Genomic DNA, 25,563 nt, shown 5'->3' on the forward strand with positions numbered 1-25,563 from the left:
TGCCCGCGCCGACCTCGCCCCGCCACCGCCTCTCACGGGGTCCAGCGCGGCCGTCGTTTTTCGGTGAAGGCTTTCGGGCCTTCGACACGGTTGGGCGAGGACCTCATGCGGGCATAGGCCGGCAGGGTGCCGCCGCGCATGACGGCATAGGCGTCGCGTTCGGAGAGATGGCCGGTGCGCCGGACGATCTCCTTGGTCGCGGCCACCGATGTCGGAGCCGCGGCGGCGATCTGGCGGGCGAGATCACACGCGGTATGCATCAGTTCCGGCCGCGGCGCGATCCGGTTGACCAGGCCGTGCCGGTGCAGTTCGGCTGCGTCCGCCGGGCGGCCGGTGAGCAGCAGCTCCATGGCCAGCATGGGCGGCAGGCAGCGCGGCAGGCGGATCGCGCCGCCGCCTTCCGCGACCATGCCGTGACGCACCTCCGGCAGAACGAAACGGGAGGCTTCGGTGGCAACCACGAGATCGCAGGCCAGCGCCAGTTCGAAGCCGCCGCCGGCCGCCGTGCCGTTGACCGCGGCGATCACCGGCTTGGCCAGGCTCCAGCGCTCGGTCAGGCCCATATAGCCGCCGCTGCCGAAGCCGCTCTCGTCGTCGCGGCCGGCGGCCACCTCCTTGAGGTCCCAGCCGGCCGAGAAGAAGCGGTCGCCTGCCCCGGTCACGATACAGACCCTGAGGGCCGGATCGGTCTCGAAGCGGGTGAAGGCGGCGTCGAGGCCGTCACTCATCTCCTGGTCGATGGCATTGGCCGGCGGCCGGTCCATGGTGATGACCCAGATGGCGTCGGCCTCGACGGTCGTGCGGATCATGCCGGCTTGGCCGCCGTGTCATAGGCCCAGGCCTTGGAGACGATCTTCCAGCCGCCGGCGAATTTCACCAGCAGCAATTCGTCGACGAAGCGGTTGGGCAGCAGCGCGTCGCGGACCCGCACATGGGCGGTGGTCGGGCTGGCGATGGTGACGCTCACCACCTGGTCGTGGCGGGGGTCCTGGCGCGACGCCGGCGCGGCGCGATTGGCCACGCGGGTCATGTAGCTGTCCATATCGAGGGCCGCTTCGTTGCCGCCCTCGGACGAGAACAGCTGGGCCTGCGGATGAAACACCGCGCGGAAACCTTCGACGCTGCCGTCATAGAGAGCGTCGAAATAGCCCTGCACCGTGGCGAGGACCGCCTTCTGATCATCCATCACTGAACTCCCTGCATCATGACGTTGTGCTCGCGGTCGGCGAGCTCCAGGCTCTCGTCGAGAATGGCGAGCAGCCGTTCGGAATCGGCTTCGGAAATGATCAAAGGCGGCGCCAGGAACAGCGAGGTCTGCTCGCCGCTGGTGCCGATCACCGCGCCCTTGTCGAGCGCCAGTCCGGCGATGCGCGAGGCGAGCGGCGCCTCCGGCGTGTCGGCCAGCCAGTTGCGCCAGTCCGGGCCATGCAGCTCCAGCGTCCAGTGCAGGCCTTGTCCGGCGACGCGCGAGACGCTCGGATGACGGCTGGCGATTTCCGCGAGCCGCCGGGCATAGAAGCCTTCCAGCGCATGCACCCGCTGCAGCAGGGCCTCGTCGCGCAGGATGGCGAGATAGGCGCTGACCGCCGCCATGGTCATGGGATGGCCGCGCAGGGTGCCGTAGTTCTGCCAGCTCTTGCCGTCCAGCTCGGCGGCGAGATCCTTGGAGATGACGATGGCCGCCACCGCCATCATGCCGCCGCCCAGGCCCTTGCCCAGCGTCACCATGTCGGGCCGGCTGGTGCCGCCCTGGAAGGCGAAGGCGCGGCCCGAGCGGCCCATGCCGGTGACCACTTCGTCGGCGATCCAGAACGCGCCCTCGCGTCGGGCGATGGCCGCGACAGCGTCCTGATAGGCGCCGTCGTGATAGAAGCCGCCCTGGGTGTAGTCGATGATCACGGCCGCCGATGAGCGCAGCATGGCCGGAGCGCCGGCGAGACGCTGGTCCAGCGGTTTCCGCGGCGAAGCCGCGGCCTCGGCGCGGCTGCGATAGAGCGTGCCGTCGGGCGCCGGCAGGACATGAACGGGCGCGCCGGCCGGCGGCAGCCGCGTGCCCCCGGCGGGAGCGGCCAGCCCGCCGTGCCAATGCGGTTGCACGGTGACGTCGCGGGCGAGGCCGACCAGGCCGTGATAGGCCCGTTCGCGCGTGGCGATCGCCTTGCGGCCGGTCAGCGCCTGCGCCAGCGACAGGGTGATGTCATTGGCCTCGCTGCCGCTGATGCAGAAGCGCACGGCGCCGGCCCAGCTCTCTTCGCCCGCCAGGCCTATCTCGAACAGATCTTCGGCCGCCTTGTCGCGGCCGCTCCAGCTCCAGCCCTCGCTGACCATGGGCAGGTCGGCCGCCTTGCGCAGCGCCTCGGCCATGCGCGGATGGCCGTGGCCGAGCGGCCCGCCGGTATTGCTGCCGTCGAGTACCCGGCGGCCGTCGTCGAGCACGAAGTGGACACCGGAGCCGCCGACGACGCGCGGTGCTTCCGTGCCGGCGTTCAGCCCCGTCCGCAGCAATCTGCTCATCACTGTTCCCTCTTCGCCATGGCCGAAAACTAGGCGGGCCGATCTGGTTCCGACAGCGCCAGATATCGACGAGACCGATGAGCCAGAGCGGCGGACATGCCGTGCGCTCGAGGATCGCTCGAGAACCCCATCCGGGCGGTTGGTCGCCGCTCGTGATCTCCTGGCCTGGCCTGGGAACCCACGCATGCCTTGGACCGAAGCAAGACGTGGATGGCCGGGACAAGCCCGGCCAGGACGGCGCGGGACCTCGCTGGACCGTGTTCCCGCACGCTCTCTCAGGCGCGCAGCAGCGCGGCCACGGCGGCGAGGCGCGGGTGGGCCTCGTCGGCAGGCAGGCGGCCATAACCGATCAGCAGTCCCTGCCGGTCGGGTTCGCCGAGATAGCATTGCGACAACGGCTGGATGAAGCCGCCGGCCTGGCGGCTCAGCCGCGAGGCCTGGCGGTCGGTGATGCGGGCCGCGAGGCTCGGCTGGAACAGCGCGGTCAGATGCAGGCCGGCGGGCGTCGGCGGCACGGCCAGCTCGTCGGGCATGAGCGCCTGCAAGGCGTCGAGGACGGCCTGCTGGCGTTCCGCATAGACCTTGCGCATGCGCCGGAGGTAGCGCAGCAGGTGGCCGTGGCGGAGGAATTCAGCGAGCGCCGGCTGCGCGGTCCCGGCGGTGTGGACATCGATGCGCGCCCGGCCGCGGCCGAAAGCCTCGATGAAGCGCGGGCTGGCGACGAGATAGCCGATCCGGAGGCTCGGCAGCATGACTTTCGAGAAGGTGCCGAGATAGATGACGCGGCCGGTACGATCGAGTGACTTGAGCGAGGCGGTCATGCTGTCGCGGTGGCGGAACTCGGAATTGTAGTCGTCTTCGATGACCCAGCTGCCACGGCGGTTGGCCCATTCCAACAGTTCCTGGCGCCGCTCCAGCTTCATCGCGACGCCGAGCGGAAACTGGTGCGAGGGCGTGACCACCGCGAGCTTGGCATTGGGCGCGCGGCGGATGCCCTCGGCGACGCACAGGCCCTTGTCGTCGACCGGCACCGGCACCAGCTTCGCGCCGGCGGCCTTCAGGCTCCAGCGGGCCTCGATGAAGCCGGGCTCCTCGACCCAGACCTCGTCGCCGGGATCGAGCAGCATGCGGCAGCAGAGATCGAGCGCGCCGGAACTGGCCTGGGTGATCGCGACCTCTTCCGGGCGGCACAGCAGGCCGCGCACGGATCCTAAGAATTCCGCGGTCGCCTCGCGCAGCGGCTGCCAGCCGAGCGGCGACATGTCGATACAGGCCGAGCGCAGCGGGTTCTGCCAGGTTTGCCGGAGCAGGCGCGACCAGACGTCGAAGGGAAATTCGGCGATGTCGGGGGTGCCGGTGCTGAACGGCGAGCCGAGCTCGAATTCATATTCGGTCGCCAGCAGGGATTGCCAGCGCTCGGAGAACCAGGCGCCGCTCGCGGCCGCTTCCGGCGGCGCGGGCGAGGCGCCGGAGGGACGGGCAATGGCCGCCACCTCGACGCCGCCGCGCGGCACCGACTGCAGATAGCCTTCGGCATAAAGCAGGTCGAAGGCGGTCAGCACGATGGCGCGCGAGCAGCCGAGTTCGGCCGACAGCTTGCGCGACCCGAGCAACCGCGTGCCGGCGGGCATGCGGCCGTCGAGGATCTGGTTGCGCAGATGCGCCGCCACCTGCTGGTACAGCGGCATGTCGGACTGGCGATCGAGATGCATGCCGGCCATGGACATGCGCCGGCCGCTCGATCCATCCTTCGCCATGTTCCGCCCCGTCATTGCCGGCGGGAAGCTCCTCGAGCGTCCTCGCCGGCAAGGCCATAGCCGCCGCCGCCACAGCTTTCCAGCGTGACGAGGTCGTTCTGGCTCAGCAGCAGGTTCGCCTTGCCCGACAGCGGCGTCGCCGTGCCGTCGCGCTCCAGCGTGATCGTGAAAGGCTTGCCGGCATCGCCCCCCTTGAGCCCATAAGGCGGGATCCGGGTCCGTTCGACGCAGGTGGTCAGCCACATGGTCGGGGCAAGCACCCGATAGCTGCGGATGACGCCGTCGCCGCCCTTGAACCGGCCGGCGCCGCCGGCGTCGCGGCGGATCGCCTGGCGCTCGATCCGGATGGCGTAATTGGCCTCGATCACCTCGGCCGGCGTGTTCGAGGTATTGGCGAGATGGACACGCGTCGCCGGCACGCCGTCGCGGTCGTGGCGGGCGCCTTCGCCGCCGCCGTGAACCTCGTAGAGCATGCGCCAGGACTGGTCAGGCCGCGGCTCGGCAAAGGCGAGCAGGCCCGAGGTGGTCGGGCCGCCGGCCGAGAGGCGTTCGGGGATGACATGTTCCATGGCCCGGAAGATGGCGTCGACCACCCGCATCGAGGTCTCGTGATTGCCGGCGGCGACCGCCGCGTTCCAGCCGGGCTCCAGGATCGAACCCGGGCGGGTGACGATGGTCAGGGGCCTGAGCGCTCCGGCATTCTGCTGCATGTCGCGGCCGCTCATGATGCGGGCGGCATAAGCGACGGCCGAGCGCGCGATGAAAGGCGTGGTGTTGCAGAAATTGGCGACCCGGTCGCTGCTGCCGGAGAGGTCGAACAGCGCCTCGTCGCCCTTGATCTCGATGCGCACGTGAATGCGCGCCGGCGCGCCGTCCGGGCCGCCATCGTCGAGGAAGTCCTCGCCTTCATAGGTGCCGTCGGGCAGGTCGGCGAGGGCGGCGCGCATCTCGGCCTCGGAGAGGTCGTGCAGCCGCGCCAGGCTGTCGAGGAAGGTCTGCGTGCCATGTTGCTCGCAGAGTTCATGAATGCGCCGCTCGGCGGCCTGCGTCGCCGAAAGCTGGGCCAGCAGATCGCCCTCGCAGGAGACCGGGTCGCGCACATTGGCGAGGATGAAATCGAGCACCGGCTTGTTCAGGCCCTTGCTGCTGGCGATCGGCATGGGCGGGATCCGGATCGCCTCCTGGAAGGTGTCCACCGCCTGGGCCAGATAGCTGCCCGGCCAGGTGCCGCCGACGTCGGGCCAGTGGGCGAGGCTCAGCGCGAAGGCGACGAGCTTGCCGGCGACGAAGACCGGCCGCGCCACCTTGACATCGTTCAGGTGATTGCCGCCGAGCGCGCCGACATTATAGATCAGCGCGTCGCCCTCGCGCATGTCCTCTGCCGGGCAGACCTTCAGCAATTCGCGTACGGTATAGGCCATGGCGCCGAGATGGATCGGGATGTCGCGGCCCTGGCCGACCAGCCCGCCTTCGGCATCGGTGATCGCGGATGACAGGTCACCGGCCTCGCGCAAGAGCGGCGAGCGCGCCGAGCGGGTCATCACCAGGCTCATTTCTTCAGCCGCCGCGGAGAGGCCGTGGCGGATGACCTCGACAACGAAGGGATCGAGCTTGCTCATGCCGCGCTCCTGGTCAGGAAGAGATTGCCCGCGTCGTCGGGCCGCGCCTGCCAGCCGGGCGAGACGACGACGGTGGACCAGGCATCCTCGATGATGGCCGGTCCCTGGACGGTTGCGGAAAGCGATTCCCGGGACAGGATGGGCGTGGCGACCACTTGGCCTCCGGGGAAGATGCAGTCGCGCGCCCGCTCCGGGCGCGGCGGGCGCCCGACATCGGGCCGCGCGACCGGTGTCGACGAGGCCTTGCGCGCCTGCACCCTCAAGGATTCGATGACGCAGGCTTCGGCCGTGGCATAACCGAACAGCTCGCGATGGCGGCGATGGAAGTCAGCCTCCAGGACGGCGGCATCGAGCGGCATGGCGAAGGGCACCGGCATGGCGTCGCTCTGCGCGGCATAACGCATCAGCGCGACGTGCTCGACGGCGATGCTGTCGGCGGCGATGCCATTGGCGATCAGCGGCGCGGTGGCCTCGCGCGTCAGCTCGCCGATGCGATCGGCGAAGGTGGCCGCCGACAGGCCGGCGAGCGGCAAACGGACGGTGCGCTGCTGCAGGAAGCTGAAATCGGCGGTAAGGCAGCCGAGCGCCGAGAAGGCGCTGGACGCGGCCGGCACGATGATTTCGCCGAGGCCATACATGTCGGCGAGGCCGGTGGCATGCATCGGTCCACCGCCGCCGAAGGCGAGCAGCGTGCAGCCGCGGCCATCGACGCCGCGTTCGACGGTGACCCGGCGCAAGGCGCGCGCCATGGTCGCATTGGCGACGCTGACGATGCCGAGCGCGGTGGCGGTGAGGCCGAGGCCGAGCTTTTCGGCGATCGGCGCGATGGCCCGGCGGGCCGCCTCGATATCGAGATCGATGGTGTCGCCGAGCCGCACGTCGGGGTCGAGATAGCCGAGCACGGCATTGGCGTCGGTGATGGTCGCCTCGCGGCCGCCGCGGCCATAACAGGCCGGGCCCGGCTCGGAGCCGGCGCTCTGCGGGCCGACCGTCAGTCCGCCGGGGCCGAGGCGGACGATCGATCCGCCGCCCGCGCCGATCGAATGGACCGCCAGCATGGGTTGGCGCAGGGGCCGGCCGCCGATCATGCGGGTATCGGCCATTTCGGCGACGCCGTCGACGATCAGGCAGACATCGGTGGTGGTGCCGCCCATGTCGAAGGTCAGCACGCGTGGCCGGTCGAGCTCGCGGGCGATGCGCGCGGAGGCGGAGACGCCGGCGGCCGGTCCGGACATCGCCATGACCAGAGGCCGGCGCTTGACCGCCGGCACCGGCACCATGGCGCCGGCCGAATGGAACACCTGCAGCCCCGCGCCGATCGGCAGCTTCTCTTCGAGCTCGGTCAGATAGGCGACTGCGATCGGCATGGCCGCGGCATTGAAGGCGGTGGAGGAGGCCCGCTCATATTCGCGCGCTTCCGGGTTGATCTCGTGCGACACGCAGACATGCGGCACCACGCCGGTCAGCCGTTCGGCGAGCATCTTCTCGTGCGCTGGATTGGCATAGGAATGGATGAGGCTGATGGCGACGCTCTGCACGTCCTTTTCGCGCAGCCAGGCCACGAGCCGCTCGATCTCGGCCTCCTCCAGTGGCTGCAGCACGGCGCCTGTGTGATCCAGGCGCTCGTTCAGGCCAAAGCAGAGCTCCGGCGGCACCAGCGGCGGCGCCTTCGGGCGGATGTCCAGGCGATAGAGTTCCTGGCGGCGATAGCGACCGATCTCCAGCACGTCCTCGAAACCGGCGGTGGCGACCAGCGCGATCCGCGGCAGCCGTTCCTCGACCAGGGCATTGGTGACACGGGTGGTGCCGTGGACGAAGCGCCTGACATCGTCGGGCGCCAGCCGGACGGCGGCGAGTGCCTCGATCATGGCGCGCACCGGCGCGTCCGGGCGCGAGGGCACCTTGGCGATGCGCGTCTCGTTGGTGTCTGTGCGCACGGCGATGATATCGGTGAAGGTGCCGCCGATATCGGTGCCGATATCCCAGATCCTGTGCTGCAAGTCAGTCGTCTCCTCGATCCAGTGCCGGGTGCGCGGCCAGATGTCAGCAGGCCAGCGCCGCCTCGGGTTCGAAATGGGGAATGGCGGCCAGGAGCTCGCGGGTATAGGCGGCCTTGGGGCGCACGAACAGCTCGCGGCTGACGCCCTGTTCGACGATCCGGCCCTGGCGCAGCACGATGATATGATCGCACATCATGCGCACGACGTTGAGGTCATGGCTGACAAACAGAAAAGCCAGGTCTTCCTCGCGGCGCAGGTCATCGAGCAGTTTCAGGACGACGGCCTGGACCGACACGTCGAGCGCCGCGGTCGGCTCGTCGAGCACCAGCAGGCGCGGCTTGACCGCGATGGCGCGGGCAATGCCGACGCGAGCCTTCTGGCCGCCCGACAACTGGTGCGGAAAGCGCGTCAGAAGGTCGGCCGCCAGGCCGCAGCGCTCGGCGCTGTCCTCGACCCGCCGGCGCAGCTCGTCGCCGCCGAGGCCGAGCAGCCGCTTCACAGGATGGGCGATGCAATCGAAGGCGCTGAAACGCGGGTTGAGGCTGTCATGCGGGTCCTGGAACACGATCTGGATGTCGCGTCGCAAGGGCGAAGCATGGAAATCGCGCGACGGCAGCGCGCCGATGTCTTCGCCGTCGAACCGGATGCTGCCGCCATCATGGTCGATCAGCCGGCAGATCAGCCGCGAGACCGTGCTCTTGCCCGAACCGGATTCGCCGACGAGGCCGAGGCTCTGGCCGGGCTCGAGACTGAACGACACGCCGTCGACGGCGGTGGCGCCGCCATAACGCTTCACCAGGTTCTGGACGTCGAGCAGCGGCGGCGCGCCGTGTGGCCGCTGCCGCGGCGGGCGGGGCATTGACGGGGCCGCGCCGACCAGGTCGGCAATGGTCGAGCGCAAGGTCGGGGAGGCGGCGACAAGCCGCTTCGTATAGGGATGGCGGGGCGCGCGGAACAGGCTGGCGGCGGGGGCCTGCTCGACCACCTGGCCATGCTGCATCACCGCCACCTCGGCGCAATAGCGGGCGGCCAGGCCGAGATCATGGGTGATCAGGATCATCGCCATGTTGCGCTCGGCGGTCAGCCGCGCCAGCAGGTCCATCACCGCCTTCTGGGTCGTGACGTCGAGGCCGGTGGTCGGTTCGTCGGCGATCAGCAGAGCCGGGTTCGAGGCGATCGCCATGGCGATCATCACGCGCTGGCACATGCCGCCGGAGAGCTCGTCGGGATAGGCGTCGAAGCGCTTGTCCGGGTCGCGGATGAGCACGGCCTGGAGGAGCTCGAGCGCCCGGGCCCTGAGGTCCCGGCCGGACAGAGCCTGATGCGCGTCGATCGCATCCATCACCTGCCGGCCGATGCCGCGGATCGGGTTGAGCGCGGCGCGCGGGCTCTGGAACACCATGGATATGGCGGCGCCGCGCAGCGCCTTCATCTCGGCGGCGCTGGCCCGGGTGATATCCTGGCCGCGGAACCGGATGCGCCCGCGCGGCACGCGCGCCGAGGATTCCAGCAGCCGGGTGACCGCGAAGGCGGTGACCGACTTGCCCGAACCGCTCTCGCCGACGACAGCCAATGTGCCACCGGGCGCGACGCTGAGCGAGGTGCCGCGCACCGCCTCGACCAGGCCGCGCCGGGTGGCGAAGGAGACGTGCAGATCGTCGATCTGCAGAAGCGGCTCGGTCATGTGCCGGCTGGTCGTGTCCGCATCGGTCGTGTGCGCTTGGGTCATGTCCGCATGGGTCATGTGCGCATCCTCGGATCGAGGATGTCGCGCAGGCCGTCGCCCAGGAGATTGAAGCACAGCACGGCCAGCATCAGCGCCAGGCCCGGGAAGGTGACGAGCCACCACTGGCCGGTGCCGATGAAGCGGGCGCCCTCGGCCACCATGATGCCCCATTCCGGGGTCGGCGCCTGGACGCCGAGGCCGAGGAAGGAGAGGCCGGCGGCATTCAGGATGGCCCAGCCGAGATTGAGCGAGATCTGCACCGCCATCGCCGGCAGGATGTTCGGCAACAGGAAGCGCAGCACGACGGAGAGATGGCTGTCGCCGCCGGCGCGCGCCGCCTCGACCCATCCGGCGCCGCGCCGGCTGTTCACCTCGGCGCGGGCGAAACGGATATAGAAGGGCAGGTTGATCACGGCGGTGGCGATGATGATGTTCTCGACCCGGTTGCCGAGCGCCGCCACCAGCGCCATGGCCAGGACGAACAGCGGAAAAGCCATCAGCACGTCGACCGCGCGGCCGACCGCCCGGTCGAGCCAGCCGCCGCGATAGCCGCAGAAACTGCCGATCACCGCGCCGACCAGGAAGGACAGGCTGACCGCGGAAGCCGCAATGGCGAAGTCGAGGCGTGCCGCCGCGATCAGCCGCGAAAAGATGTCGCGGCCGAGCTGGTCGGTGCCGGCCCAATGCGCCGCCGACGGCGGCTGCAGGGCGTTCGGCACGTTCGAGGCCAGGGGATCATGGGGCATGAGCCAGGGCGAGAAAACGGCCACGATCAGCATCAGCGTGGTGCCGAAGGCGGCAACCGCGGTGACCGGGTTGGTGCGCAACACCCATCCGGTATGGCGAAGGGTGGCGTTCATGCGACTGAAACCCGGGGATCGGCGACGCCGTAGAGAATGTCGATCAGCAAGTTGACGGCGACGAAGATGGCGGCCACCAGCAGGACGAAACCCTGGACCGGCGCATAGTCGGAGGCGAGCAGGGCATCGAGCGCGTAGGAGCCGATGCCGGGCCAGGAAAACACCTTCTCGACCAGCACATTGGCGCCGAGCATGGTGGAGAAGACGATGCCGATAATGGTCAACACCGGCAGCAGCGCGTTGCGCAGGGCATAGGCGACGATCACCCGGCGCCTGGACATGCCGATGGAACGGGCCGTGCGGATGAAATCGCTGCCGAGCACGGCCAGCAGCGAGGCGCGGGTCATGCGGGCGAGCGGCGCCAGCACGAACAGCGCCATGGTGAGCGCCGGCAATACGAGCTGGGCGGCGGCGGCGCGCCAGCCGGCGAGATCGCCGGTGAGCAGGAAATCGACCAGCATGAAGCCGGTGATGTCGGGGGCGGCGGCGGCAAAGATGTCGAGCCGGCCGGTCGGGTCCGGCGCGATGCCGAGCACGACGTAGAACAGATAGATCAGCAGCAGGCCCGAGACGAAGGTCGGCACGCAGACCCCGAGCGTGCAGACGAAGCGCACGGCGTGGTCGACGAGCGAACCCGGCCGGAGCGCCGCCGCCGTGCCGAGCGGAATGGCCAGGCCGAGCGCGATGATCAGCGCGCAGAGGCTGAGTTCGAGCGAGGCCGGCAGGCGATGAGCGAGATCGCTGACCACCGGCTGGCCTGTTGTCAGCGAGCGGCCGAGATTGCCGGTGGCGACGTCGCCGAGATAGCGCAGCAGCTGCTCGGGGATCGGCCGGTCGAGGCCCATGGCGCGCCTGAGGTCGTCGATCTCCTGCTGGCCGGCATTCGGCCCGGAGGCGAAGAAGGTCGCGGGATCGCCGGGCAGCACCCGCATCAGGAGGAAGGTGAGCACGACAACGCCGAGCAGCGCCGGCAGGGAGGCGAACAGCCTCCGCGCCACGCGCCGCCCGATGCTTCGAAAGGCTGCCATGCTCAGGCGCGCCTGAGGTCGCGATAGTCGACCTGGCGGTGGAACCAATAGGTGAAACCGTCGATGCCGGGCGCCATGACGGCATCCTGATTGGGCTGCCACAACATCAGGCTCGGCGCGTCTTGGCCGAGGATGGTGATCATGCGCTTGCAGGCGCTGGCATATTTGCCAGGGTCGGTCTCGAAGCGGGCGGCCTGGACGAGGTCGTCGAGCTCGGTGTTCTTGAAGCTGCTGAAATTCCAGCGATGCCGGCCGCTGAAATAGGTGCGGAAGAAATAGTCGGTGGCGGGCAGCCAGGCCGTGCCGGATTCGGCAAAGAACGGCAGGCGCCGCTCGACCTGCATGGTGGTGAACTGGGCGTCCGGCAGCTTCTGGATGGTCACCTCGATGCCGATCTTGGCCAGCGCCTCCTTGATCAGCGCCGCCATCGGTTCGGCAACCGCGGCCGCGCCCGCCCCGAAGGAGAAGGACGTCGCGAAGCCACCGGCCATGCCGGCCTCGGCCATCAAGGCCTTGGCGCGGGCAAGGTCGGTGCGCAGCGGCAGCGCCTGGGGAAAGCTGGCGTCGGGCGCTTCGGTCCAGCTCGCACCGAACAGCTGGCGTCCGCGGGCGAACAGGGCCGCCTTGAACATGTCGTCATAAGGCAGGGCGGCGGCGACCGCCTGCCGCACCTTGACGTTGTCGAAGGGCGCCGTGCTGGTGTTGAAGATGATAGCGTTGAAGCCGTTGGTCTGCGGGATCGAGACGAGCTTGACCTTGCCGCGCTCCTGCAGGCCGGCCACGTCGCTCGCCTGCAAGTCGATGGCGAGGTCGGCATCGCCGCGCTCGATCAGGTTCGCCCGGGTCGCCGGCTCCGGGACGGTCTGGACGATCAGGCGGCGGAAGAATGGCAGCTTGCCGTCGGCGCCGCCCTTCCAGGCCTCGTTGCGCTTCAGCGTCGTCTGTTGCCCGGGACGGTGCGATTCGACGGTATAGGCACCCCCTGCCGCGGTGTTGTCCTTGAGCCAGGCCTGCGCCCAGACGTCGTCGGCGGTCGCGTTCTTCTTGACCAGCTGACTGTTCATCATCGGCGACAAGGGAATGCAGAGATTGGCCAGGGCCAGACGGTCCGGCTTGTCGAGCAGCACTTCGACGGTGCGTTCGCCGGCGATGCGGAACTGGTCCGGCTTGGTCAGCGAGCCGCTGGCGATCTGCGCCGCGCTCAGCGATTTCGCCGAAACGGCCCGGTCGAGCGACCATTTCACGTCTTCGGCGGTGACCGGTGAGCCGTCGTGCCAGGTGGCGCCCTGGCGCAGATGGAAGGTCAGCGTGCGGCCATCGGCCGAGCGGTCGATCCGCTCGGCCAGCTCGCCGCGGATATTGTCGAAGTCGAAGGTCCAGACGCCATCGACCTGCTTGCGGCCGAACGAGGCCAGCCGGTCGTAGATGTTCATCGCCAGGCCGAAGACCTCGCGCGTGCCGCCGGGCGCGGTGGCATCGAGCGTGTTGATGGTGCCGGCCATGACGTGGCGCAGGGTCTCGGCGCGCGATTGCGCCTCGGCTGCGCCCGGCACGGCGGTGGCGCCCAAAGCGCCTCCCATGGCGGCCCCGAGAACGGTCTTGAGCCCCTGTCGACGCGTCAGTTTCATGGTCGGATACCCCTGGATCATCGCCCACGGCCTTGGGTGCCGTGGTGTCGTTGTTCTGGCCCATCCGACCGCACTCGGAGGCCGCAACGGAAGGTCCAGAATCGGCCCAAAGACCTGAGCCAGATCAACCGGCCGGACAGGGCCCCAGGCGGAGGCCGCGGCGGGCCGCGATCGCGAGCGGCCTCGGACGGCCGAATTCGCGCGGAGCGCATGACCGGCGCGCAGCTCTTTCATCTCGATTCCGCGCACGTCCCGCGTATCGGGCGGCGGGTGATCGAGACTATGCTCGGGCGGTGAGCCGAGGGCGCGCGCCACAAGGGGGACATCATGGCATTCGAACTGTTCGACCTGAGCGGCAAGCGGGCGCTGGTCACCGGCTCTTCCCAGGGGATCGGGCTGGCGATCGCGCGGGGCCTTGCCGAGCACGGCGCGGAGGTCGTGCTCAACGGCCGCGACGGCGGCAAGCTGGAGGCCGCGGCGGCGAGCCTCGCGACGGCCGGCCATCGCGTCTCGATCGCCGGTTTCGACGTGACGGTGGCCGAAGCGGTCAGGCAGGGCGTCGCTGCGATCGAGCACGACGCCGGCCCCATCGACATTCTCGTCAACAATGCCGGCATGCAGTTCCGCGCGCCGCTCGAGGACTTTCCGGCCGAACGCTGGGAGCAATTGCTCAGCACCAATATTTCGAGCGTGTTCTATGTCGGCCAGGCGGTCGCCCGGCACATGATCGCGCGCGGCAGCGGCAAGATCATCAATATCGCGTCGGTGCAGAGCGAGCTGGCGCGGCCCGGCATCGCGCCCTACACGGCGACCAAGGGCGCGGTGAAGAACCTGACGCGCGGCATGTGCGCCGACTGGGCCAGACATGGCCTCCAGGTCAATGCCATCGCGCCCGGCTATTTCAAGACCCCGCTGAACCAGGCGCTGGTCGACAATCCGGAATTCTCGGCCTGGCTCGAAAAGCGGACGCCCGCGGCGCGCTGGGGCAATGTCGACGAACTGATCGCCGCGGCCGTCTTTCTCGCCGGCAAGGGCTCGTCCTTCGTCAACGGCCATACGCTTTACGTCGATGGCGGCATCACGACCTGCCTCTAGGGCCGCGCCGCCGCCATGTCCTTCAGTCGTGCCCTTCGCCCGGGAGTGAAATGATGAAAGCCGTGGTCATTCATGCCGCACATGATCTCCGGGTCGAGGAGCGGCCGTCCGAGGTTGCCGGGCCGGGCCAGGTCGAGGTGGCGATCGAGGCCGGCGGCATCTGCGGCTCCGACCTGCACTACTACCATCATGGCGGCTTCGGCACGGTCCGGGTGCGCGAGCCGATGATCCTCGGCCATGAGGTCGCGGGAACCATCAAGGCGCTGGGCGAGGGTGTCTCGGGCCTGGCGATCGGCGACCGGGTGGCGGTCTCGCCGAGCCGGCCCTGCAATGCCTGCGACTATTGCCTGAGGGGCCAGCAGAACCACTGCCTGAACATGCGCTTCTACGGCAGCGCCATGCCGATGCCGCATATCCAGGGCGCCTTTCGCCAGCGGCTGGCGGCGGAAGCCTGGCAATGCCACAAGGTCGCCGACGGCGTATCGGCCAACGAGGCGGCTTTCGCCGAGCCCTTCGCGGTGACCTTGCATGCGGTCAACCGGGCGGGATCGCTGCTCGGCAAGCGCGTGCTGGTGACCGGTTCGGGGCCGATCGGCGCCCTGGCGGTCATTGCCGCGCGCGCCCATGGCGCGGTCGAGATCGTCGCGACCGATGTGATGGACGCGGTTCTCGCGACGGCGCGCCGGGTCGGCGCCGACCGGACCATCAATGTGGCGAACCAGGGCGCGGAGCTCGACGCCTATTCCGCCAACAAGGGCTATTTCGACGTGCAATTCGAGGCGTCGGGCAATGAGCGGGCGGTGCGCTCGGGGCTCGAGGTGCTGAAGCCCCGGGGGGTGCTGGTCCAGCTCGGCCTCGGCGGCGACGTCGCGATCCCGCAGAACCTGGTGGTGGCCAAGGAAATCGAGATGCGCGGCACGTTCCGGTTTCACGAGGAGTTCGGCCTGGCGGTCGACCTGATCAACCGGCGCAAGGTGGACGTGAAGCCGCTCTTGTCCGGCGTCTACGGATTGGACGAGGCGGTGACGGCTTTCGAGGCGGCGGGCGATCGCAGCCGATCGATGAAGGTCCAGCTCAGCTTCTGATGACCGCCTTCCCAGTCCTGGCTTGACAGGCCGCGCGGGAAGGCGGATGAGCAGGTCAACGCGGAAGAGATCCTCCTGTCACGCGACAGGAGGGCGCCGACGGAGCAACCGCCCCGGAAACTCTCAGGCAAAAAGACCGCGTTCGATTTTGGACTCTGAAAAGTGGAGCCTCATGCTCCCGCCGACGGTGTAAGTTGCCGCTCAGTCCGTGAGCGCCAATGATGCTCTCAGGCCAATGACAGAGGGGGCGTTCGAACCCGCGATGCGCGGGAAGGAGCGCCTATGTCGTCAGTCCAAGAGCCGCATGTCGCCGTGATCGGCGCGGGCATTACCGGCATCACCACCGCCTATAACCTGGCCAAGCGCGGCTGCCGCGTGACCGTGTTCGACCGGCATCCCTATGCCGCGATGGAGACCTCGTTCGCCAATGGCGGCCAGCTCTCGGCCTCCAATGCCGAGGTCTGGAACAGCTGGGCGACCGTGCTCAAGGGCCTGAAATGGATGTTCACGCCCGGCGCACCGTTGCTGGTGAACCCGACGCCGTCCTGGCACAAGCTGTCCTGGATGGCCGAATTCGTCGCGGCGATCCCGAAATATGAGGAAAATACCGTCACGACGGCCCGCCTTGCCGTCGAGGCCCGGGCCCATCTCACCCGCATGGCCGCGGAAGAGGGCATCGATTTCGACTGCGAGACCCGCGGCATCCTGCATTTCTATCACAGCAAAGCCGATTTCGAGGCCGCCGCACGGGTCTCGAAACTGCTGGCCAAAGGCGGCCTCGAACGGCGCGCGGTGACGCCGGAGGAAATCCGGTCGATCGAACCGGCGCTCAAGGGCACCTTCCACGGCGGCTTCTACACGCCATCCGATTTCACCGGCGACATTCACAAGTTCACCAATGGCCTGGCGCGCGCCTGCGAGCGGCTCGGCGTCACCATGCGGCTGGCGACCGAGGTGACCCATGTCGCCGCGACCGATGTCGCGGTGAGGATCAGCAGCCGCTCGGTCGAACCTTCGACGGACGAGACCAGGGCGCCGGTCAGGATCGACCGCTTCGACCAGGTGGTCGTCTGCGGCGGCGTGATGTCGCGCGATCTCGGCCGGCAGGTCGGCGACCGGGTCAATGTCTATCCGGTCAAGGGCTATTCGATCACCGTGAACCTGCCCGACAAGGCGGACCAGGACGCGGCGCCCTGGACCAGCCTGCTCGACGACAAGGCCAAGATCGTCACCAGCCGGCTGGGCGCGACCCGCTTCCGGGTCGCCGGGACCGCCGAATTCAACGGCGCCAACAAGGATATCCGGGCCGAACGCATCGATCCGCTGATCGCCTGGTGCCGCGCCCATTTCCCGGGCATCAACACCCGCCAGGTGGTGCCCTGGGCCGGGCTCAGGCCGATGATGCCGGACATGCTGCCGCGGGTCATGCGCGGGCGGAACCCGCGCGTGCTCTACAATACCGGCCATGGTCATCTCGGCTGGACCTTGTCGGCGGCGACCGCCGACGCGATCGGCGCGCTCGCCGTCTCGCGCAGCAACGCGGCCTGACGCCCCCGGGGGCAGAGGCCAGGAGGCGCGCGCAAAAGTGCCTCCTGGGTTTCGGAACGGGCCGGTGGTCGGTGGCCGAGCATCCGGCGCCGGCGCACCGATCACGGCGGCTGCGCGATGCGCCCGGCGCCCTATGTCGCGACGATGTCCTTGGCCGCGGCCTCGATGCAGTCGAGGAAGATCCGGGCGGCCGGCGGCAGCGACCGTCCGGCGCGCGTGATGATGCCGATCTGGCGGCGGACCACCGGCGCGCGTAGCGGCCGGAACACCAGGCTGGACACCGACATCAGCGGCAAGGCCAGCCGCGGCATGGCCGAGATGCCCAAGCCCCGGTCGATGAGGTGGCCGGCGGTGCCCAGGAAGCTGCATTCATAGTGGGGCGCGACGACCAGGCCGGTCTGCAGGAAGGCCGCATTGGTCATGGCGCGGACGCTGCTCGCCGGCGCCATGGCGACGAAGGGTCGCTCGGCGAAAACGCTCCAAGGCGGCTGGCGCATGCGGGCGAGCGGGTCGTCGCGGCGACAGACGAGCCCGAAGGCCTCGTCGGCCAGCGGCCGGTAGTGCAGCTTGCCGTTGGGCAAGGGCTGAACCGTCAGGCCGATCTCGGCATGGCCTTCGACCACGGCGTCGACCACGTTTTCCGACAGGCCGTCGCGGATCAGCACCTCGACATCGCCCTGCAAGCCCTTGAGCGTGGCGATGGCGCTGGGCAGCAGCACCGCCGCGATCGAGGGCAGGGCGGCGACCGTGATCCGTCCGCGCCGGCCGGCGATATAGAGCGCCAGTTCGCCGAAGGCACCCTCGAACTCGGCCAGCAGGCGCTCGGCGATCGGCCGCAGCTCCACCCCGGCCGGGGTCAGGGCGACATTGCGGGTGTCGCGATCGAACAGCCGGGTGCCGAGCGCCTCCTCGGTCAGCCGGATGGTCCGGCTCAGCGCCGGCTGGGACACGGCAAGGCGGCGCGCGGCCTCGCTGAAGCTGCCGTTCTCGGCAACCCGCAGGAAACAGTTGAGCTGCTGGGGCGTGACATTGATCCGCATTGTGGATCAATCTATCCGGAAATTGTCTTTGTTGAATAGGTGGGCCGGCCGTAGCGTTCGGGCCGGCCTCGAATGGCAGCGCTTCCGCTCCGCCAGGCGTCCGGTGATCGCTATCGTGTCAACCCGACGACTTTCATGTTGCCCCCGATGAAGACGCTCCGGATCGGCGCCGGCGCCGGCTATTCCGGCGACCGGATCGAACCCGCAGTCGAACTGGCCGAAAAGGGCGATCTCGACTTTCTGGTCTTCGAGTGCCTGGCCGAGCGGACCATCGCGCTCGCCCAGCAGGCGCGCAGCCTCGATCCCGAGGCCGGCTACGACCCGCTGCTCGCCGACCGGTTGCGCGCCGTGCTGCCGGCATGCGCCGCCCGCGGCACGACGATCATCACCAATATGGGCGCAGCCAATCCGGCGGCCGCGGCGCGCAAAGCCGTGGCTGTCGCCCGGCAGCTGGGCCTGGCCGGCCTGAAGATCGCGGCGGTCAGCGGCGACGACGTGACGGACATGGTAAGGCATGCTGACCTCGCCTTCATCGATCGGGCCGGCCGAACCGCGGACCTCGGAAACACGCTGATCTCGGCCAATGCCTATCTCGGCGCCGGCCCCATCGTGCAGGCGCTTGCCGGCGGCGCCGACATCGTCATCGCCGGGCGCATCAGCGACCCCGCCATGTTCCTGGCGCCGCTGATCCATCGTTTCGGCTGGGCGGACGGCGACTGGGTCCGCCTCGGCAAGGGCACGCTCGTCGGCCATCTCCTGGAATGTGCCGGCCAGGTCACCGGTGGCTATTTCGCCGATCCCGGCCGCAAGGACGTCGCCGGCCTCGCGCGCCTCGGCTTTCCGCTGGCCGAGGTGACCGAGGACGGCGATGCCGTGATCACCAAGGTCGCGGGTTCGGGTGGCCAGGTGACGCTCGGCACCTGCAAGGAGCAATTGCTCTACGAGGTCCACGACCCCGCCCGCTATCTCCAGCCCGACGTGGTCGCCGACTTCACCGGTGTCCGGCTCGAGGCGGTGGGTGCCGACCGCGTCGCGGTGCGGGGCGGTAGCGGTACGGCGCGGACCGGACAGCTCAAGGTCTCGGTCGGCTATCGCGACGGCTTCATCGGCGAGGGCCAGATTTCCTATGCCGGCGCCGGTGCCTTCGAGCGGGCAGCGCTCGCCCGCGCGATCGTCGAGCAGCGGTTCGAACTGACCGGGCTTGCCGCTGAGGAATGGCGCCTCGATCTCATGGGCGTCGACGCGGTGCATCGGGGCGCGGCGAGCGGCCGCCGCAACGACAGCGAAGTCAGGCTGCGCGTCGCCGGGCGGGTGGCGTCGCAGGCTGACGCGACACGCATCGGCAACGAGGTGGAGACGCTCTACACCAATGGTCCGGCCGGCGGCGGCGGGGTCAGCAAATCGGTGCGCGAGGTCGTCGCCATCGCATCCGTCCTGATCCCGGAGGACATTGTGCGGCCCCAGATCGAATGGCACGTGGCATGAGGATATTGCGCGATCTCGCCCATGCCCGCAGCGGCGACAAGGGCAATATCTCGAACATCGCGGTCTTCGCCCATGACGAGGCGGACTATCCGTTCCTGGCGCTCCACGTCACGGCGGCGCGGGTCAAGGCCCATTTTTCCGACATCGTCCACGGTCCGGTCGAGCGCTACGAACTGCCGGGCCTTCAGGCGCTGAACTTCGTGCTTCACGGCGCCCTTGGCGGCGGCGTCACGCGATCCCTGTCGCTCGACGCCCATGGCAAGTCGCTCTCCTCGTCGCTGCTCGACATGGAGCTTCCGGACGACATGGAGCTTCCGGACGAGGCACCAGGCGCGCTCCAGCGCGCGCCGTGAACCGGCTGGAGCCAGGACCGATCTCACTTTTTCGACGAGGCAGCAGAACGATGAAACGACGACAGTTCCTGGCCGGCGCGGCCGCGCTTCTCGCGGCGCCGGGTGTTGCCCGCGCACAGGGCGCCTCGGTGCTGAAATTCGCGCCGCAGGCCGATCTCGCCATTCTCGATCCGATCACCAGCGTCGGTTATGTCACGCGCAACCACGCGCTCATGGTTTTCGATACGCTTTACGGGGCGGACGCGAACAACCGCGCCCATCCGCAGATGGTGGCGGGGCACCTGGTCGAACGCGACGGGCTGCAATGGACGCTGACGCTCAGGCAGGGCCTGCGCTTCCACGACGGGTCGCCGGTGCTGGCCCGCGATGCCGTGGCCAGCCTGCAGCGCTGGGCCAAGCGCGACAATGTCGGCCAGGTGCTGTTCGCCGCGACCGACGAACTGGCCGCGGTGTCGGACCAGGTGTTGCGGTTCCGGTTGAAGCGGCCCTTTCCGTTCCTGCCCGACGCGCTCGGCAAATATGGCACCAATACCGCCGTCATCATGCCGGAGCGCCTGGCTGCGACCGATCCCTCGGTCCAGGTCACCGAAATGGTCGGCAGCGGACCCTATCGTTTCGTCGCCAATGAGCGGGTGCCGGGCGACCGGGCGGTCTATGAGCGCTTCACCGGCTATGTGCCCCGGCCCGATGGGGTGACCAGCGGCCTGTCCGGGCCGAAACACGCCCATTTCGACCGGGTCGAATGGCTGACCTTGCCTGATGTCGCGACCGCCGCCGCGGCGCTGCAGACCGGCCAGATCGACTGGTGGGAACAGCCGAGCCCCGACTATTGGGGCCTGCTCGCCCGCCACCGTGCCATCAAGGTGGAGGTCATCGACCCCTTCGGCTCGGCCGGCGTGATCCGCTTCAACTTCCTGCAATCGCCGACCAACAATCCGCTGCTGCGCCGCGCGGCGCTCGCCGGGATCAGCCAGGCCGAGGTGATGACCGCGGTCGTCGGCGAGGACCGGACCAACTGGAAGGATCATGTCGGCTATTTCCTGCCGGGCACGCCAATGGCGAGCCAGGCCGGATTGGAGGCGCTGAAGGAGCCGCCCGACCGCGACGCCGCGCGGCGCATGCTCAAGGCCTCCGGTTACGATGGCGAGCCGCTGGTCTTCATCGTTCCGGCCGACGTCGCCTCGATCAAGGCCCAGGGCGAGGTGGTGACCGACGCCCTTAAGCAGATCGGCATGAATATCGACATGCAGGTGATGGACTGGGGCACGCTGCTGGCACGGGCCAACAACCGGCAGGCACCCGACAAGGGCGGCTGGCATATTGTCGGCACCTTCACCGCCGGCGTCGGGCTGCTCAATCCCTCCGCCAACAATTTCCTGCGCGGCAGCGGCCAGTCGGCCATTTTCGGCTGGTCGGACATTCCGCGCCTGGAGGAATTGCGCACCGCCTGGTTCCAGGCGCCCGACGAGGCGGCGCAAGCCGCCATCTGCCGCGAGATCCAGACGGTCGCCTTTGAGACCGTGCCCTATGCGCCGACCGGGCTCTACACCCAGCAGACCGCCTATCGGCGCAGCCTGACCGACGTTCAGAAGGGCATGCCGCTGTTCTACGGAGTGCGCCGCGCATGAGCGACATCATCGCGCTGCCGCGGCAGCATGTTCCCGCCGGCGAGGACTTCCTCCTGCTCTCGCCGACCCAGCAGGCCTATGCCTATCGCAATGTCGACCGCATGTTCGCCACCCGCGCCATCCGGCGCGGCGAGCAGGTCATGGAATTGCGGCGCGGCCGGGAGATCGCGCCGCGCTACCGCTCCGAGGGACAGGAGCGCGGCCTCGACGACTATATCGACCGCGCCCATGTCGCCGGGCTGCTGGTCATCAAGGGCGACGAGATCGTGCTCGAACGCTACGCCCTCGGCCTGGAGGAGGCCGGCCGCTGGTCGTCCATGTCGATGGTCAAGTCGCTGACCTCGACCCTGGTCGGCGCGGCGCTGAAAGACGGGGCGATCGGCAGTCTCGACGACGCGGTCTCGCGTTACCTGCCGGGCTTGCGCGGCTGCGCCTATGACGCGGTCACCATTCGCCAGTTGATCACCATGTCGTCGGGCGTCGCGTGGAGCGAGGTCTATACCGATCGCAATTCCGACGTGAACCGCTACAGCAAGTCGCTCGGCGACAAGGTGCCGGGCGGCGTGCTGGCGCTGATGCGCGGCCTGAAGGCGGGGCATCCGCCGGGCAGCACGTTCAACTACAATACCGGCGACACCTATTTGCTCGGCAGCCTGGTCTCGGCGGCCACCGGCATGACGCTCGCCGATTACATGTCGCGAACCGTCTGGGCTCGCCTCGGCATGGAATATGAGGCCTTCTACACGCTGGAATCGGAGGGCGGCCAGGAGATCGGCGGCAGCCGCGCCGGCATGGCGCTGCGCGATTTCGGGCGCTTCGGCCTGTTCCTGCTGCAGGACGGCGTGGTCGGCGGCGCGCGGGTGCTTCCCGCCGATTGGGTCGCGGAGGCCGGCCGCGCCAGCTTCGCGCTGGACCCGGCGCTGAACTCCTACGGCGCCGTCGGTTATGGCTATAGCTGGTGGATCGACCCGGACGGATCCATGGTGGCCGTCGGCTTCGCCGGCCAGTCCCTCTATATCAACCGGCAGCGCAAGGTGATCATCGTCACCTTGTCCTGCCATCCGCAGCCGCCCTTTTCGGCGGCCTATACGGTCGACCTTCAGGCGGAGCGGCAAAGCTTCAAGGACGGCGTGCTGGCCGAGCTCGTCTGAACGCGGGCCGAGTGCGCGGATGGGACGGCGACGCACCACGCCGTGGCCCGGAGACGGCTGGGCCGGCACATCGTCCTGCCCGGGTCTGTCCGGGCACCCACGGCGTATTTGCACCAAGACCGGCCGGTCGCCACGGTCCGACGACGCCCCTGTATTGCCGAGCACCGCGTCGCGGCCTCTGAGGGCAGGCGAACGCCTCGGCGCGGCCGCTTCATGCGGCAAGCCGCCGGCGGCCCCGGAAGTTCGCTCATTGCATAGGGGATTGCCCCGAAATGAGTGTCGCAATTTTAGGTACAGGCTCTAGGCTACCCCCCAACAAGAAGCTCGTCCGGACCGAAGCAAACAATGCTCGTGGCCGAACGCTCCGGACCGGACCACCGGCCCTGGAGGAATGACACCAGGGACCACGGGGAGGAACGACAGTGCTGAGGAAAGTGATTATCGCGACGGCGCTAGCCGCCGTCATGGGGGCGGCCGGCGTCCTGGCCGGCGCCGCCGAGGCGCAGACGCCGCGCCGGGGCGGCACGATCCGCTTCACCGCGCCTTATGGCTCCAGCTTCGCCAGCCTCGACATCCACACCACCAACCGCTCGCAGGATGAGATCTGGGCGCGCGCGATCCACCGCACGCTCTATAGCTGGGACGCGAGCAACAACAAGCCGGTGCTCGAGCTCGCCAGGGAGGTCACGGTCTCCGGCGACGGCCTGGTGCATACGTTCAAGCTGCGCGACGACGCCTATTTCCACAATGGCCGGCGGATGACGGCGGACGACATCATCTGGACCTATACCCGCCTGATGGATGGGTCGAAGGCCTATCCGGGCGCGCGCTTCGCCCGCCTGATCAAGGGTGCGATCGATGTCGAGAAGGGCCAGGCGCGGGAGATTTCCGGCCTGCGCAAGATCGACGACTTCACGCTCGAGATGACGCTGACCGAAAAGATCGAGCCCGGGTTCAATTTCTACCAGGCGACGACGTCGATCTATCCGGTCGGCGAGGGCAGCAGCGAGGCCTTCGCCGCGCGCCCGATCGGTCTCGGCCCCTATAAGTTCGTCGAATATGTGCCGGGATCGCGCATCGTCGGCGAGCGCTGGGACCGGTTCTACAAAGCCGGCAGGCCTTATGCCGACCGGGTGGTGATTTCGATCATGGGCGAAGCGGCGGCCCGCGACGTCGCCTTCCGCAGCCGCGAGATCGACGCCTCCATCCTCGGCGCGGCGCAATATGTCGCCTACCGGGCCGATCCCCAGCTGTCGAAGGGGCTGCTCGAAGTGCCCGAGGTGTTTACCCGGGTGATCGGCATGAACCCGACGTTCAAGCCCTTTGCCGATGCGCGCGTGCGCCGGGCGGTCGGCTATGCCATCGACGCCGAACTGGTCATCAAGCGCCTGCTCAGGGACAAGGCCTTCCGGGCCACCAGCTGGCTGCCGATCTCGTCGCCGGCCTATGACCCCAATCTGACGCCTTATGCCTTCGACACGGCCAGGGCCAAGCAGCTGCTCGCCGAGGCAGGCTATCCGAACGGCATCGATTTCGAGATCACGGCGACCGCCAACGAGAGCTGGGGCATCCCGGTCGTCGAGGCGATCATCCCGATGCTCCAGCGGGCCGGCATCCGGGTCACCATCAAGCCGGTGGAATCGACCGTGCTCGCCGAGGCCGTCCGCAGCGGACAGTTCCAGGCCTTCATGTATTCGATGGTCTCGGGGCCGGATCCGGCAACGGCGCTGCGCTGCTTCCACTCGGCGACGCCGCAGTCGGCCTGCAACTACACCCAGTACAAGAACCCCGCCTTCGACGCGCTGCTCGAAGAGGCCGGCCGGACCGACGATCCGGCCAAGCGGAACGACCTCCTGCGCAGGGCCAATGCCATCCTCTACGAGGAAGCGCCGATGTGGTGGTTCAACTACAACAAGGCGGTGATGGCCTACCAGCCCTGGGTCAGGGGCCTGCAGCCGAACGCCACCGAGCTCGCGGTCCAGAACTTCGAGGACATCTGGATCGACGAAAGCTCGCCGGCCCGCTAGGCCGCGACCGGGCCAGCCTTGCGTGACCTGTGGTTCTGGCGCTCCGGACATGGTTCCGGGGCGCCCGGGTGGAGCCTCCCATGCTGAATTTCATCCTCCGGCGCCTGGTCCAGGCGGTGCCGATCATCCTGGCCGTGGCGGCCCTGATCTTCCTGTTGTTCAGCGTGATCCCCGGCACCTTCGCGTCGAGCCTGGGTGACGACGGCCGCAACGTCGTCGACGCCGAGGTCATGGCGCGCATGAACAAGGAGCTCGGGCTCAACGATCCCGTCTATGTCCGCTTCGGCCACTATGTGGCCAAGCTCGCCCAGCTCGATCTCGGCACCTCGTTCCGCACCCGGCAATCGGTGACCTCGATGCTGGCGGCCAGGCTCTGGCCGACCGCGCAGCTGACCTTCGCCGCCATGGTCTTCGCCATCGTCTTCGGCGTCAGCCTGGGCTTCATCGCCGCCTTGCGGCCGGGCAGCTGGATCGACAGCGTCTCGATGATCGGTGCCGTTTCAGGTCTGTCGCTGCCCAAGTTCTGGCTCGGCCTGCTGCTGATGTATCTGTTCGCCCTGCAATTGGGATGGTTTCCGAGTTTCGGCTACGGCAATGGCGGGCTGTCCCACCTGATCCTGCCGGCGGTGACGCTCGGCGTCGCGCCGCTGGCCTTGCTCGCCCGCACCACGCGGGCCGCGGTGCTCGAGATCATGAATGCCGATTTCGTCCGTACCGCCCGCTCCAAGGGCATGAGCGAGCGGCGCGTGGTGCAATGGCACCTGGCGCGTAATGCGCTGGTCATCGTGCTCACCACGATCGGGCTGCAGTTCGGCTCGGTGATCGGCCAGGCCGTGGTCGTCGAGAAGCTGTTCGCCTGGCCGGGGCTGGGATCGCTGCTGGTCGACAGCGTGACCTTGCGCGACATCCCGGTCGTGCAAGGCACGATCCTGTTCATCGTCCTCTTGTTCCTGCTGATCAACACGCTCGTGGACGTTCTCTGCGCCATGATCGATCCGCGCATCAAATATACCTGAGGG

General features: G+C 68.6%; 20 protein-coding genes and 1 riboswitch. Of the genes, 9 read left to right on the forward strand and 11 right to left on the reverse strand.

All coding sequences use genetic code 11. The features are described 5' to 3' along the window. Positions 1-32: 32 nt before the first annotated feature. From AC07WJ_RS06680 to AC07WJ_RS06725, 10 genes are all read right to left on the reverse strand, one after another. Complete coding sequence (locus AC07WJ_RS06680; protein WP_494933726.1) at positions 33-809, reverse strand: enoyl-CoA hydratase-related protein; 777 nt, start codon at positions 807-809, stop codon at positions 33-35. Continuing rightward, positions 806-1,186: a nuclear transport factor 2 family protein gene (locus AC07WJ_RS06685; RefSeq protein ID WP_494933727.1), complete on the reverse strand. Its 381-nt coding sequence runs from the start codon at positions 1,184-1,186 to the stop codon at positions 806-808. The genes AC07WJ_RS06680 and AC07WJ_RS06685 overlap by 4 nt, the downstream gene beginning before the upstream one ends. Beyond that, a complete protein-coding gene (locus tag AC07WJ_RS06690; RefSeq protein WP_494933728.1) occupies positions 1,186-2,514 on the reverse strand; it encodes an aminotransferase class III-fold pyridoxal phosphate-dependent enzyme in 1,329 nt (442 codons plus the stop codon). Before AC07WJ_RS06690 ends, AC07WJ_RS06685 begins: the two co-directional genes overlap by 1 nt. Positions 2,515-2,789: 275 nt before the next feature. Then, positions 2,790-4,271 carry a MocR-like pyridoxine biosynthesis transcription factor PdxR gene (gene pdxR, locus AC07WJ_RS06695; protein ID WP_494933729.1) on the reverse strand — a complete coding sequence of 494 codons (1,482 nt, stop codon included), beginning with the start codon at positions 4,269-4,271 and terminating at the stop codon, positions 2,790-2,792. 11 nt (positions 4,272-4,282) lie between these two features. After that, positions 4,283-5,890 carry a hydantoinase B/oxoprolinase family protein gene (locus AC07WJ_RS06700; protein WP_494933730.1) on the reverse strand — a complete coding sequence of 536 codons (1,608 nt, stop codon included), beginning with the start codon at positions 5,888-5,890 and terminating at the stop codon, positions 4,283-4,285. Beyond that, complete coding sequence (locus AC07WJ_RS06705) at positions 5,887-7,890, reverse strand: hydantoinase/oxoprolinase family protein (protein WP_494933731.1); 2,004 nt, start codon at positions 7,888-7,890, stop codon at positions 5,887-5,889. Before AC07WJ_RS06705 ends, AC07WJ_RS06700 begins: the two co-directional genes overlap by 4 nt. Before the next feature lie 43 nt (positions 7,891-7,933). Further along, entirely contained in the window at positions 7,934-9,574 is a 1,641-nt protein-coding gene (locus tag AC07WJ_RS06710) for a dipeptide ABC transporter ATP-binding protein (RefSeq protein ID WP_494933850.1), read from the reverse strand. Positions 9,575-9,630: 56 nt separating this feature from the next. Further along, on the reverse strand, positions 9,631-10,476 hold the full coding sequence (locus AC07WJ_RS06715; protein WP_494933732.1) for an ABC transporter permease: 846 nt from the start codon (positions 10,474-10,476) through the stop codon (positions 9,631-9,633). Continuing rightward, on the reverse strand, positions 10,473-11,504 hold the full coding sequence (locus AC07WJ_RS06720; protein WP_494933733.1) for an ABC transporter permease: 1,032 nt from the start codon (positions 11,502-11,504) through the stop codon (positions 10,473-10,475). Before AC07WJ_RS06720 ends, AC07WJ_RS06715 begins: the two co-directional genes overlap by 4 nt. Before the next feature lie 2 nt (positions 11,505-11,506). Then, entirely contained in the window at positions 11,507-13,132 is a 1,626-nt protein-coding gene (locus tag AC07WJ_RS06725; RefSeq protein ID WP_494933734.1) for an ABC transporter substrate-binding protein, read from the reverse strand. A 327-nt stretch (positions 13,133-13,459) separates the two neighbouring features. Here AC07WJ_RS06725 and AC07WJ_RS06730 point away from each other — a divergent pair, with 327 nt between their 5' ends. The 3 genes from AC07WJ_RS06730 (at position 13,460) to AC07WJ_RS06740 (ending at position 16,860) form a co-directional block, all read left to right on the forward strand. Next, a complete protein-coding gene (locus AC07WJ_RS06730; protein WP_494933735.1) occupies positions 13,460-14,227 on the forward strand; it encodes an SDR family oxidoreductase in 768 nt (255 codons plus the stop codon). 53 nt (positions 14,228-14,280) lie between these two features. Further along, on the forward strand, positions 14,281-15,312 hold the full coding sequence (locus tag AC07WJ_RS06735) for an L-idonate 5-dehydrogenase (RefSeq protein ID WP_494933736.1): 1,032 nt from the start codon (positions 14,281-14,283) through the stop codon (positions 15,310-15,312). 51 nt (positions 15,313-15,363) lie between these two features. After that, positions 15,364-15,461, forward strand: a riboswitch (glycine riboswitch). Positions 15,462-15,594: 133 nt separating this feature from the next. Next, positions 15,595-16,860: a D-amino acid dehydrogenase gene (locus tag AC07WJ_RS06740; RefSeq protein WP_494933737.1), complete on the forward strand. Its 1,266-nt coding sequence runs from the start codon at positions 15,595-15,597 to the stop codon at positions 16,858-16,860. 131 nt (positions 16,861-16,991) lie between these two features. Here the strand turns inward: AC07WJ_RS06740 and AC07WJ_RS06745 are convergent, their stop codons facing one another. After that, positions 16,992-17,900, reverse strand: coding sequence for a LysR family transcriptional regulator (locus tag AC07WJ_RS06745; protein ID WP_494933738.1), 909 nt, complete (start codon positions 17,898-17,900; stop codon positions 16,992-16,994). 147 nt (positions 17,901-18,047) lie between these two features. Here AC07WJ_RS06745 and AC07WJ_RS06750 point away from each other — a divergent pair, with 147 nt between their 5' ends. From AC07WJ_RS06750 to AC07WJ_RS06775, 6 genes are all read left to right on the forward strand, one after another. Continuing rightward, on the forward strand, positions 18,048-19,385 hold the full coding sequence (locus AC07WJ_RS06750) for an acyclic terpene utilization AtuA family protein (protein ID WP_494933851.1): 1,338 nt from the start codon (positions 18,048-18,050) through the stop codon (positions 19,383-19,385). Continuing rightward, a complete protein-coding gene (locus AC07WJ_RS06755) occupies positions 19,382-19,738 on the forward strand; it encodes an AtuA-related protein (protein WP_494933739.1) in 357 nt (118 codons plus the stop codon). Before AC07WJ_RS06750 ends, AC07WJ_RS06755 begins: the two co-directional genes overlap by 4 nt. A 50-nt stretch (positions 19,739-19,788) precedes the next feature. Next, positions 19,789-21,366 carry an ABC transporter substrate-binding protein gene (locus tag AC07WJ_RS06760; protein ID WP_494933740.1) on the forward strand — a complete coding sequence of 526 codons (1,578 nt, stop codon included), beginning with the start codon at positions 19,789-19,791 and terminating at the stop codon, positions 21,364-21,366. Next, positions 21,363-22,517, forward strand: coding sequence for a serine hydrolase domain-containing protein (locus tag AC07WJ_RS06765; protein WP_494933741.1), 1,155 nt, complete (start codon positions 21,363-21,365; stop codon positions 22,515-22,517). Before AC07WJ_RS06760 ends, AC07WJ_RS06765 begins: the two co-directional genes overlap by 4 nt. Before the next feature lie 425 nt (positions 22,518-22,942). Further along, positions 22,943-24,544 (forward strand): ABC transporter substrate-binding protein, encoded by a 1,602-nt coding sequence (locus tag AC07WJ_RS06770; protein WP_494933852.1) that lies wholly within the window; start codon positions 22,943-22,945, stop codon positions 24,542-24,544. 80 nt (positions 24,545-24,624) lie between these two features. Beyond that, positions 24,625-25,560 carry an ABC transporter permease gene (locus tag AC07WJ_RS06775; RefSeq protein ID WP_494933742.1) on the forward strand — a complete coding sequence of 312 codons (936 nt, stop codon included), beginning with the start codon at positions 24,625-24,627 and terminating at the stop codon, positions 25,558-25,560. Positions 25,561-25,563 lie beyond the last annotated feature (3 nt).

This window comes from Phreatobacter sp. GW821-FHT04C01 (genome assembly GCF_059420385.1).